Genomic DNA, 11,318 nt, shown 5'->3' with positions numbered 1-11,318 from the left:
GGGTGTGCGGCTGGAGTTGGGCGATAAGGTCCATGTCGGCCGATATCACCACGCCCAGCATCATATACCCGCCACCCGAAACCGCGTCCCGGTGAAGAACGATCGGCTCCGTGCCACTCGGCACTTGGACAGATCCGTAGGGATAGCAGGCATCGACGATGTTCGAGGGGTCGGAGCCCGCACCGAAAGGCTGCTCGCGCTCGACGAATTCCAGCGGCGTCCCGCCGCGGAAGCGATAGCCGATACGGTCGGCTTCGGGCGCGACCTTCCAGGTTTCCTCAAAGAACCGATTGCCGGCAGCCTCAGTGATCCGATGCCAGTATATGCCGGGAAGCATTCTGAGTTCCGCCGGGCTATTGCGCGCGCGGCGCAGATTTGCAGGCAGTGAAAGACCGGCTTTGCCGGAACCTTCGCCGAGGGGAAGCTCATCGCCCGCCTTCAGCGTGCGGCCCTGATGGCCGCCGAGTGCGCCCAGAATGTAAGTCGAGCGCGAACCGAGAACCACGGGTACGTCGATGCCGCCGGAGACGGCCAGATAAGCGCGCGCGCCGCTCTTGAGGAAGCCGAAGGAAAGCCGGTCACCGGCCTTCACCGGAAAACTTTCCCACGTCGACCGTTCCTCGCCATTGAGTTTGGGTGGGAGCTCTCCACCTGTGACGGCGACGACCGCGGATTGGGTGAATTCGAGTTCGGGACCCATGAAAGTGGCTTCGAGCACCGCGGCACCCGGATCGTTGCCGACAAGCAGGTTTGCGATGCGTGTCGCAAAGCGGTCCATGCCGCCGCCTTCTGGAATGCCGACATGATAGTGGCCGGGTCGGCCAAGGTCCTGCACGGAAGTGGAGAGGCCGGGAGAGATTACCTTAACGGCCATTGATAAGCTCCATCAGCTTTGCATTGGTGCCGTAAATGTCGCTGTTGAAATCCTTCAGGCTGAAGGTGCACTCGCGAACCGTCGGCTGCCACCGATTGGCTTCGATTTCCTCAAGCGTGGCGTCGTAGTCATCGCGGCCAATGGCCTTGAACTTGACGATGTCGCCTGGCTTGAACAGGCACATGTCATCGGCGAGGTAGCGCACCTTCCTGGTCGGGTCGTAGATCGGGGCCGGGGTTATGCCATACATCTGGTAGCCGCCAGCGCCGCGTACCGAATAGATCGCTGCAAAGCAGCCGCCATGGCCAATGGTGAGCTTGGGAGTATCGGTGCGTGGACGCAAGTATTTCGGCGCCTGAATCTGTTTCTTGCGCTCAACCATCTGGTACAGGAAGGGCAGTCCGGCGACGAAGCCGACCATCGATACGAACCAGGGCTGGCCGGAATAGGCCTCGATAAACTCTTCCACCGTGGCGTAGCCGTTGATGCGTGCCGAATATTCAAGATCGGTTGAGGAGGGGTCCTGGTGGCGCTCGCGGAAGCGCAAGCAGGTTTCACGCGTCCATGGATCCTGGAAATAAACCGGCAGTTCGATGATCCGGGTCTTCAGCACCGGGTCCGACTTCGAGGCCGCCTCTTCCATCGACTTCAGTTCGCTGAGCAAATCCTGCGGCTTGACGATGTCGGGGTTGAAGCGAATCTGGAAGCTGGCGTTGGCTGGGCAGATCTCGGTGACGCCTCGGATGCCTGCCGTACGCACCGCATTGGTCATCGAAAGGCCGGTAAAGAAGGAGGTGAGCGACATTTCTTCGGACACCTCGCCGAAGATATGTTCGTCACCGCCGAAGTTGAATCGTATCGACATCGGTCCTCCTTAACCCGCCAATGCTGCGGCGTTTTCGATGAGCCAGCCTTCCAGCCAGCGGGTATGCACGTCTCCTGCCCGCATCGCCGGATCGGCGGCCAGCGCAAGAAACAGCGGCTTGGTGGTCTTGAGCCCGCCGATCTTCAACTCGTTGAGCGCGCGGATCAGGCGCACTATCGCCGCCTCGCGCGTCTCTGCATGCACGATCAGCTTGGCAAGCAGCGAGTCATAAAAGGGCGGCACCTGATAGCCTTGATAGAGCATCGAATCGAAGCGTACGCCCGGACCGCCGGGAATGCGAAGCTCGGCCACCTGCCCGGGGAATGGAGCGAACTCCTTCGCCGGGTCTTCGGCATTGAGCCGGACTTCGATCGCATGCCCTTTGACGGAGACATCGCTTTGCCGGATCCGCAGCTTCTCGCCGCCGGCGATGCGAAGCATCTCCGCAACGAGGTCGATGCCGGTGATCGCTTCGGTGACCGGGTGCTCGACCTGGATACGGGTGTTCATCTCGATGAAGTAAAAGCGGTCTGCTTCATCGTCGTAAAGATACTCTACCGTGCCGGCACCAGAGTATTTGACCGCCTTGGCCAAGGCGACCGCTGAAGCGCAGAGCTCTTCGCGCAGCCTGTCTGAAAGTGCGCGCGACGGCGCCTCCTCCCAAACCTTCTGGCGTCGCCGCTGCAGCGAGCACTCCCGCTCGTAGCAGTGGATGGCATCGCTTCCGTCTGCCAGCACCTGCACCTCGATATGGCGGGCCTTGCCGATCACCTTTTCCATGTAGAGACCACCATCGCCAAAGGCGGCGAGGGCTTCTGCTTCGGCCTGAGGAAAGGCTTGTTCGAACTCGGCAAGCGAGTTCGCGATGCGGATGCCCCGCCCGCCGCCGCCTGCCGCCGCCTTGATCATCACCGGAAAACCGGTTGCGGTCAGCACCTCGTGGCCAGCCTCGAGGCCCTCGACCCGGCCAGCCGAGCCTGGCACGACGGGGACACCTGCAGCGGCAGCGGCCGATCGCGCCGAGACCTTGTCTCCCATCATCCGGATCGCATCTCCCGACGGGCCGACGAAGACCAATGCAGCGCCTGTGACCGCGTCGGAAAACGCGGCATTCTCGGCAAGGAACCCATAGCCTGGATGAACACTGTCGCAACCGGTGTCGCGGGCAGCCTTCAGAATTGCTTCGACATTGAGATAGGACTTCTTTGCAGCTGGTGGGCCGATGTTGACCGCTTCATCCGCAAGCTGGACGTGGAGCGACTCGGCGTCTGCGGCCGAATACACCGCCACGGTGGCGATCCCCAGATCTTGCGCGGCCCGGATGATCCTGACCGCTATCTCGCCCCGGTTGGCAACCAGAAGCTTTTTCAGCATCAGTCGAGATCCGCAATAGGTGCGCCGGCCATGATGGGGTCCTCATTGTCGGCAATGAAGCGGATGTTCGTACCGGCCGTCTCGGCCCTCACTTCGTGGAACGACTTCATCACTTCGATGAGACCGATTACGTCTCCGGCGGACACCGCGTCGCCATCCGCCTTGTATGGCGGCTGGTCTGGCGAAGCGCTGCGATAAAAAGTGCCGGGAAGAGGTGAAAGAATCTGGGCCATAAAAAGCTCCGGAAAACTGCGGACAGACTAATCTGGAACCGCCCGCGCGGGCGGGTTCGGTCGAGTTCAGTGCCAGGGGGCGATTGCGGTGCGCACGGCCCGGGCTATTTCGATGGCGTTCGGCGTATCGGAATGCACGCAGATGGTTTCGCAGCGTACAGGGAAGAAACTGCCGTCCTCTGCCGTGCCCTCGCCCTCCCTGATGGCGCGTACGCACCGCTCGGCCATCTCTGCGGGGTCCTTGGCGTCATGAACGCGTGTCAAGATCAGCTTGCCGGAGGCATCGTAGTCGAGATCGGCATAGAACTCAGCGACAAATGGGATACCGCGCTCTTGATAGATCTTCTCATGCAGGGTGCCCGTCATGCCGAAGAGGGGTACGCCGAAAATCTCTGCCGCGTCGCACACGCCATGGGCTATTGCCTCCTGCTGCATGGCCATGAAGTAGAGGCTGCCATGCGGCTTGATGTGGTGGAGTTCCACACCCTCGGCCTTGAGGAAGCCGGCAAGCGCTCCCACCTGGTAAATGATGGTGTTCCTGACTTCTTCGCGGGTCATCCGCATCTCGCGCCGGCCGAAACCCTGAATGTCGGGCAAGCCTGGATGGGCGCCGATCTTTACGCCACTCGCCTTGGCGCTGCGGACGGCGGCGTGCATGTGATCCGGATCGGAAGCGTGAAAACCACAGGCGACATTGGCAACGTCGATGATGGGCATCATGCCCATATCATCGCCAACCTTGTAGAGGCCAAAGCTTTCGCCCATGTCGCAGTTTAGCGTCACCGCCATCGCATTGTTACCCCTCGAAGCTGCCGTCTTTGCGGCGTTGCAGCATTTTTTGCGCATGCGAGGGCATTTGTGAAATAGTAGTTTATTGATTGTCATATCAAAAAAACAGATAATGGTTCTGGGCCAGGGCGCACCATGACCATCACCTTGAAACAGCTGGATTATTTTATCGCGACCGCCGAGAGCGGACAGGTCAGTCATGCCGCGGTGGAACTCAACATCTCGCAATCGGCGGTCACTGCGGCGATAAAGACGCTCGAGGCTGACCTGGGCGTACGGCTTTTGGAGCGTAACCACGCTGGCGTAAGACTGACGATGGAGGGCGCGCGGTTTCTTGAACATGCGCGTGTTATCACCGGGGCCGTCGCTGCCGCCGTCCGAAGCCCGTTGCGCGATAGGAAAGGCCTGGCGGGCAAGCTGCGGCTGGGCATGACCTACACGGTCGTCGGCTACTACATGTCGCGCCACTACGCGCGCTTTCGAAAGACCTATCCCGAGATCGAGGTCGAGGTGCTGGAATTGCCCCGAGACGCTCTCGAAAGCGGCTTGATGTGCGGGGACATCGACATGGCCGTGATGCTGGTGTCCAACCTGGAGCACACCAAGGAGTTGGCGCAGGAGGTCTTGATGCGGTCGAACCGCCGGCTCTGGCTTTCGGCTGATCATCATCTGCTCGCGCGGCAGGAGATCAGCCTCGCCGATGTGGCGGCGGAAGATTATGTCATGCTGACGGTTGACGAGGCACGCACGACGGCCGCCCGTTACTGGGATGCCGCGGGCCTTTCGCTCCGCGCCGTCCTTACCACCAGTTCGGTCGAGGCCGTGCGGTCGCTCGTGGCTGCCGGCATGGGGGTCACTGTCCTGTCCGACATGGTTTACCGCCCCTGGTCCTTGGAGGGGCAGCGCATCGAAGTGCGCGGGCTTGTCGAGCCCATCCCCACTATGGACGTTGGCCTTGCCTGGTCGCGTGACAGATCAATCGAACCGGCGGCTGCGGCCTTCCGGGCCTTTATGTCCGTAACCATGGGCGGCGGCGGCTAATCTCCTGCCGCCAGTCAGGCGCTATGGCTCAGGCTCGCTGGTTGAGCAGCGGAGCATGCCGCGCTCAGGAGCTGATGCCTCGCATCCTCAAGGGGGATTTCACCTTTGTCGCAAATTACCTCGTCATCGTCGTCCCTCAGGTTGCTCCCGACAAACAGAAGGAATTCTTGGACAGTCTTATTGGTCACCTCGGACCGGAACCGGAGAAGTTTCTCATCGGCGGGCGGTGACTTCACGGTTGCGGGCTACGATCTGCTCGTGGCGGAGGGGAGGCGTCGCCTCCATGAAGCCCTTGATCAGCGCGTCGCGAATTCCGGGTGCGCGCGCCTTTTCCGCCGTGGACAGCGCATCCTGAAGATCAGGCAACGTCAGTTCCGTGCAGTAGGCGGGCGTGCCCGGTTGCTGGCGCCAGGAATTCGCGAGATCGCCGGCATCAAGTGCGTCGAAACCGGTCTCGTTCACCAGTTCGCTTGCGATCGCTTTGGCATGCACATCATCGCCTGCGACGGGGATCGCGATGCGTCCGGTCATTCCGGCCGCTGCGCCACTTTCTGCGAGCGTTTGGGCGAGGACTGCATTGAATGCCTTGACCACTGGCCGGCCGAGTTGTTCGCTGGACCACACGCTTTCCGGCTTCCCATCGTCAACCTCCGCGATATTCCCGTCGCGCATGGGATAATAATTGGAGGTGTCGATCACGACCACGTTGGCTGGTACATCGGCAAAGAGGCCGGCGACATCGGGGATCTTCGCAAATGGGATCGATAGAACGATCGCCTCGACATCCCTGGCTGCTTCGTGCGCGGCAACCGGGAGCGCACCAACCTCCGTCGCTTTCTCGCCGATGTCCTCAGGCCCCTTCGAGCCCGCCAGCTTCACCGCGTGTCCGGCGGCTGACAGCTTTCGTGCAAGGGTGGTGCCGATATTTCCCGCGCCGATAATGCCGATCTTCATGCCGATTTCCTTCCAGATAATTGTGATTATGAGCTCAGCGCATGGTGCGCTGATCTATTCCGTATTGAGCGGACATCCAGAGGGTCGCGCAGGGCGGTGCTGCCGACGGAGCAGCCCGCCTCGAAACTCGTATAGCTCGCGGCATCTACTGACGGTGCGCGCCAGGCGCCAGGCAGGTTGCGGTGCTCGTTGCCCGGATGCATGCCGGTATCATCTGCCTGATCATCGTGTCCTCGTTTCGCTCGCTGATGCCGACCTGTTAGAATAGTCGACCGGGGGCTATATGGAGACTCTCTCCGATTCGGCTTTTAGATACGGAGAGTATCTCCGGTCTTCAAGGGTTCAAGGTCAGTAATGTCGCAATTTTCGGTCGCGTCAGCCCTGCGCAGGGACGCGCAGCATAATCGGGCGCACATTCTCGAGGTGGCGCGACAAGCGTTCGGCAACGATAGTGTTGACGTTTCGATGGATTCTATTGCGAAGCTGGCGGGCGTGGGAGCAGGGACGCTCTACCGCCATTTTCCAAACAAAGACGCCCTGCTGGCTGCGCTGTTAGTTCTTCATTATGAAGGCCTCGACCATCGTCGCGTTGAAATCGAAGCCGGGGAGAGCGATGCAGGCCGCGCACTCGAACTCTGGGTTGAAGCTCTCGGCGACTGGATGCTGGCTTATGAGGGCTTGCCTGAACCGTTACGGGCGGCTTGCCGAGTAGAATCCCCGCTGACGCCGACCTGCCATGCTGTCATCGCGACGACGGAGCGAATCCTGATGGCTGCACAGGACGAAGGGCTTGCACGACGGACGATGACCGGGCGCGACATCTTTTTCGGGGCACTGGCGATCGCTTGGGCGAGCGGCGCAACGGCAGCGGGCGAAGACATCCGCAACGTGCTTCGCGACATTCTGAAGAACGGGTGGATGGAACCGAAAACAGCACCGGGCGGCCGACCTTAGTCTGCCTATCCGACTGCGCAGCCTCTCGAATTTAATCACGACCGCCGCTAGCGGGTGTGCATCAAACAAGTGCTCTCTGACAGGCGGCCGCTGGGCTTGGGAAGGAGCGGCGTGTGAGGGCGGCAATTGGTCGGCCGCCCGCAGCCGCTTGCACAACCGCGATAGCAAAACCTTGGCATGATGAGGAAGAATATTGGACGAGCGGGGGTTTTCTGTACCTCTTGACCAAGCGTGAGCACTCGTCTTGGCGCTATGCTATCATTTCTGATCCCGCTTCCTGAAAACGGGGGATCCCGCAGAGCCTGAGGCAAGTCACCACTTCGTCCAGGATGATATCCAGTGCCTTGGCCACGCCGGGCTCGCCAGCCACGGCGCCGAACAGGGCGGCCCGGCCGATCGCCGCGACGGTGGCGCCGCGTGCCTTGGCCTTGACGATGTCCGTGCCCGTGCGGATACCGGAATCGATGAGGATCGGGATTTGGGCGCCAAGTGCCTGACGGATAGCGGGCAGGGCATCGATGCTCGATACAGCACCGTCGAGCTGGCGGCCTCCATGGTTGGACACCCAGATGCCATCGGCACCAGCCGCCACCAGTCGCGACGCATCGCCCGGGTGCAGGACGCCCTTGACCAGCAGCCGGCCTTTCCACCAGTCGCGGATCTGGCGGAAATCGTCCCAGTCGAAACCTGCATGGAGGCTGCCGCCAACACGCGCGGCGATCGTCAGGCCGGCGCTGTTGTCACCGAGATAGCCGCGGACGTTCTCGAACTGGGGCAGACCGCCGCGCAGCAGGCGCAGCGACCAGCCAGGATGAAGCATGCCTTCCCAGAGATGCCGGGCCGAAGGCCGCAGTGGGATAGATATGCCGTTCCTAAGATCCTTTTCGCGCTTGCCACCGGCTTGCAGATCAACGGTCACCACCAGCGTCGAATAGCCAAATTCTTCCGCTCGCCTCACCAACTGGCGATTGAAGTCGAAATCCTTGAGCACATAAAGCTGGAACCACAGCGGCCCCTGTACGGCTCGCGCCATGCCTTCGATGCTGGCCGTGGCCATGGTGGAGAGCGTGTAGGGGATGCTGCGAGCGGTTGCCGCCCTCGCGATGGCAATGTCGGCTCCGGGCCTGACCAGCGCGCAGGAGCCCATCGGGCTGATCACCAGCGGTGTTGGCAAGGTCTCGGACCAGAGCGTCGTGGAAACGTTCGGATGCGAAACATCGGTAAGCACGCGCGGCAAAATTCTGATCTTTTCGAAATCGCTTCGATTGGCTTTGAGGGTGAGTTCTTGCCCCGCCCCGCCATCGATGAATTCGAAGACGGATTTCGGCAGACGACGACGGGCAAGCGTGCGAAAGTCCTCGACCGAAACCTGGCGATCGAGAGCGCCCATCTCAGGTCTGGACCCTGTGCCGGCCGGCGATGAATATCCGGCGCATGAGCGTCTGGCCGACCTTGCCAGGTCCAACAAGATTTATCCTTGGCTTGGTCATATCAGTCGCGCCCGGCAGCGAGCCGGTCGCAGACCGAACGGGTTATCTCGCTGGTCGACGCCCTGCCTTTCAGATCGGCGCTCAGAAGCCCGTTGGCCAGGCAGTCCTCGGTCACGCGACGGATGCGCGCTGCGGCCTGGTTGAGTCTCTCGTCGCCATGCTTGTGGCCGAGCCAGTCGAGCATCGAGGCTGCCGACAGGATCGTCCCATACGGATTGGCGATACCCTGGCCGGCAATGTCGGGCGCCGAGCCGTGCGCGGCCTGGAAGAAGCCGTTGGCCGCGCCGATCTCGGCTGAAGGCGCCATGCCCATCCCGCCCACCGTCGCGGCGGCGAGGTCGGACAGGATGTCGCCGAACATGTTCTCGCTGACGATGACGTTGAAATGGCCCGGTTTCACCACGAGATGCATCGCCATGGCGTCGACCAGCGCGTGCTCGGTCGCGATATCGGGATAGTCCTTCGCCACTTCGTCGAAGACGGAGCGAAAGAAGGCATAGCTGCGCAGCACGTTGGCCTTGTCGCAGCAGGTCACCCGGCGCACGCCGTCACGGGGCGCGCCGCCCGACTGGCGCGCCAGTTCGAAGGCCTTGCGTGCGATACGCTCGATGCCGGAGCGGGTCTGCACCAGCGTGTCGACCGCCACTTCGCCGCGCAACAGCGCGCCCGATCCCCGCGCGGCGTAAAGCCCTTCGCTGTTCTCGCGCAAGATGATGTAGTCGATATCGCCGGCCTTCACTCCGCTCAACGGGCTCGGCACGCCCTCGAAAAGCCTGACGGGGCGGATATTGGCATAGAGATCGAGTTCGAAGCGCAGCCTCAGCGTGAAATCCAGGCCTGCTTCGGTCCCATCGGCATGGATGACGCCCGGCAAGCCGCCCGCACCATGCAGGATGGCGTCCGCCTCGCGGCAGGCCTGGAAGGTCGGCTCGGGAAAGCTCTGGCCGGTCTTCAGGAAATGCTCGGCTCCGGCCGGGTATTCGCTGAAGTGCAAGGGGCTGCCGGGACCGAGCGCTGCTTTTACCACTTGAACCGCTGCGGCGCAGACTTCCGGGCCGATGCCGTCGCCATGCACCACGGCGATTTCGTAGACAGGCTTCATCGCCAACTCCCAAATGGTCTAACGCTCAGATGCACTTGCCGCCATCGACGTTGAGGTCGACGCCGGTGATCATGCTGGCCTCGTCGGAGCACAGGAATGCCGCGGCATTGCCCATGTCCGCCGGCGTAGACAGCCTGCCGATCGGAATGGTGGCGACGACGCGGGCGCGGTTCTCCTCGCCGGAGCCGATGAAAGTGGACAGAAGTGGCGTGTCGCCGGCAACCGGGTTGATGGCGTTGACGCGGATGCCGAAGGGGGCGAGTTCCACGGCCATGGCCCGGGTGGCGGCAATCGCCCAGCCTTTGGAAGCATTGTACCACGTCAAATTCGGGCGCGGCGAGACGCCGCCGGTGGAGGCGACGTTGAGGATGGCGCCTGATTTGATGGATTTGAAATGCGCAACGACCGCACGGGCGCCATTGTAGATGGATCGCATGTTGACGTTGGCGATCCGGTCGAACATCTCTTCGTCCATTGTCTCGAGCGCCAAGGGCGGCTGGGCCACGCCGGCATTGTTGACCAGTATGTCGAGACCGCCAAAGGCCGAGCGGGCCAGGTCTGCCGCCGCTTCGAAGCTTCCGAGTGTCGAGACGTCGCCAGTGATTGGCCGCACATTTTCGCCGGCTTCGGCAGCAACGCGGGCCGCGGCGGCCTCATCACGGTCCATCAACACGACCAGCGCACCTTCGGTGACGAATTTCCTGACGATGCCTTCGCCAAATCCCGAACCGCCGCCCGTGACGATAGCGACCTTGCCAGCAAGTCTCATATCTGTTCCTCCGTTGCCGGCACCATCGGGGAAGTCGCGTGCATTGCACAGTCCGATTATCTGAACGCCCTTTTAGCTTTCCTTGTTTGAGGTCGACCGGCGTGGGAGTCATAGTCGCCACGGAATTGTGAGGAGGAAGAGATGACGCTGAATTTCGACCCGCGGGCGAAGGCCACGGCGCTCTACCATGGCGAATTCCGGCCGATGTTCGTCGGCGGCAAGTGGGTTCCGGCACAATCCGGCCAGGAGATGCAGGCGCTCAACCCGGCGACTGGCGAAGTGCTGGCCACGGTGCCGCGTGGCTCGGCGGCCGACATCGATGCGGCGGTGGCCGCTGCGCGCACGGCCTTCGAAGGGCCGTGGTCAAAATTCTCGCCCTACGAGCGGCAGTGCGTGCTTCTGCGCATCGCCGATCTCTTCGAGACCCATTGGGAAGAACTCAGCGTTTCCGACACTCTCGACATGGGACTGCCGATCACGCGCACGCTAGCCAACCGGCGGCGCGTCATCGGCATGCTGCGCTTCTATGCGGGCATGGCGACCGCGCTGCATGGCGAATCCATAGACAATTCGATCCCCGGCGAGATCGTCTCGTTCACAAGGCGCGAGCCGGTAGGCGTTGTCGGCGCGATCATCCCCTGGAACGCTCCGACTGCGGCGTCGATCTGGAAGATCGCGCCGGCGCTCGCCACCGGCTGCACCATCGTGCTGAAGCCCTCGGAGGATGCTTCGTTGACGCCGCTGCTGATCGCCAGGCTGATGCAGGAGGCCGGCGTTCCCGACGGCGTCGTCAACGTCGTCACCGGCACCGGGACAGAGGCCGGGGCGCGGCTCGCTGAACATCCCGACGCCAACAAGATCGTCTTCACCGGC

13 protein-coding genes are annotated in these 11,318 nt (G+C 62.1%); 4 read left to right on the top strand and 9 right to left on the bottom strand.

All coding sequences use genetic code 11. The features are described from left to right. The 5 genes from EN991_RS09080 to EN991_RS09060 form a co-directional block, all read right to left on the bottom strand. Positions 1–874 (bottom strand): biotin-dependent carboxyltransferase family protein (locus tag EN991_RS09080; RefSeq protein WP_164768933.1); only part of this gene is annotated, 874 nt, incomplete at its 3' end. After that, positions 864–1,739, bottom strand: a complete 876-nt coding sequence (locus tag EN991_RS09075; RefSeq protein WP_013533154.1) for a carboxyltransferase domain-containing protein — start codon at positions 1,737–1,739, stop codon at positions 864–866. The genes EN991_RS09080 and EN991_RS09075, both read right to left, overlap by 11 nt. 9 nt (positions 1,740–1,748) lie before the next feature. Beyond that, on the bottom strand, positions 1,749–3,113 hold the full coding sequence (locus EN991_RS09070) for an acetyl-CoA carboxylase biotin carboxylase subunit (RefSeq protein WP_013533153.1): 1,365 nt from the start codon (positions 3,111–3,113) through the stop codon (positions 1,749–1,751). After that, positions 3,113–3,346, bottom strand: coding sequence for an acetyl-CoA carboxylase (locus tag EN991_RS09065; protein ID WP_013533152.1), 234 nt, complete (start codon positions 3,344–3,346; stop codon positions 3,113–3,115). Before EN991_RS09065 ends, EN991_RS09070 begins: the two co-directional genes overlap by 1 nt. Positions 3,347–3,412: 66 nt before the next feature. Continuing rightward, positions 3,413–4,135, bottom strand: a complete 723-nt coding sequence (locus EN991_RS09060; protein ID WP_013533151.1) for a LamB/YcsF family protein — start codon at positions 4,133–4,135, stop codon at positions 3,413–3,415. A 135-nt stretch (positions 4,136–4,270) separates the two neighbouring features. Between EN991_RS09060 and EN991_RS09055 the strand changes: the two genes are divergently transcribed. After that, positions 4,271–5,176, top strand: coding sequence for a LysR family transcriptional regulator (locus EN991_RS09055; protein ID WP_013533150.1), 906 nt, complete (start codon positions 4,271–4,273; stop codon positions 5,174–5,176). Between the two features lie 74 nt (positions 5,177–5,250). Further along, positions 5,251–5,406 carry a hypothetical protein gene (locus EN991_RS09050; RefSeq protein ID WP_196815386.1) on the top strand — a complete coding sequence of 52 codons (156 nt, stop codon included), beginning with the start codon at positions 5,251–5,253 and terminating at the stop codon, positions 5,404–5,406. Here the strand turns inward: EN991_RS09050 and EN991_RS09045 are convergent. Next, positions 5,390–6,130 (bottom strand): NAD(P)-binding domain-containing protein, encoded by a 741-nt coding sequence (locus EN991_RS09045; RefSeq protein ID WP_127366734.1) that lies wholly within the window; start codon positions 6,128–6,130, stop codon positions 5,390–5,392. The two genes, EN991_RS09050 and EN991_RS09045, sit on opposite strands and share 17 nt — an antisense overlap. A 354-nt stretch (positions 6,131–6,484) precedes the next feature. On the opposite strand from EN991_RS09045, the gene EN991_RS09040 reads away from it, so the two are divergent. Next, positions 6,485–7,084: a TetR/AcrR family transcriptional regulator gene (locus tag EN991_RS09040; protein ID WP_127368604.1), complete on the top strand. Its 600-nt coding sequence runs from the start codon at positions 6,485–6,487 to the stop codon at positions 7,082–7,084. 250 nt (positions 7,085–7,334) lie between these two features. On the opposite strand, the gene EN991_RS09035 is transcribed toward EN991_RS09040, so the two are convergent. From EN991_RS09035 to EN991_RS09025, 3 genes are all read right to left on the bottom strand, one after another. Beyond that, the gene (locus EN991_RS09035; RefSeq protein ID WP_063167473.1) at positions 7,335–8,474 is read right to left on the bottom strand and encodes an alpha-hydroxy acid oxidase; all 1,140 of its coding nucleotides are present in this window, start codon (positions 8,472–8,474) and stop codon (positions 7,335–7,337) included. Between the two features lie 101 nt (positions 8,475–8,575). Then, the gene (locus tag EN991_RS09030) at positions 8,576–9,676 is read right to left on the bottom strand and encodes an isocitrate/isopropylmalate dehydrogenase family protein (protein ID WP_127368603.1); all 1,101 of its coding nucleotides are present in this window, start codon (positions 9,674–9,676) and stop codon (positions 8,576–8,578) included. 25 nt (positions 9,677–9,701) lie between these two features. Next, on the bottom strand, positions 9,702–10,445 hold the full coding sequence (locus tag EN991_RS09025) for a glucose 1-dehydrogenase (protein ID WP_013533144.1): 744 nt from the start codon (positions 10,443–10,445) through the stop codon (positions 9,702–9,704). 141 nt (positions 10,446–10,586) lie between these two features. On the opposite strand from EN991_RS09025, the gene EN991_RS09020 reads away from it, so the two are divergent. Continuing rightward, a partial coding sequence (locus tag EN991_RS09020) for an aldehyde dehydrogenase family protein (RefSeq protein WP_127368602.1) occupies positions 10,587–11,318 on the top strand: 732 nt, incomplete at its 3' end.

It is taken from the genome of Mesorhizobium sp. M7A.F.Ca.US.005.03.2.1, from assembly GCF_003997795.1.
GTDB classification, from domain to species: Bacteria; Pseudomonadota; Alphaproteobacteria; order Rhizobiales; family Rhizobiaceae; genus Mesorhizobium; species Mesorhizobium ciceri.
The sequence above is the reverse complement of the archived record's forward strand: the minus strand, read 5'-3'. Positions and strand labels throughout refer to the sequence as shown.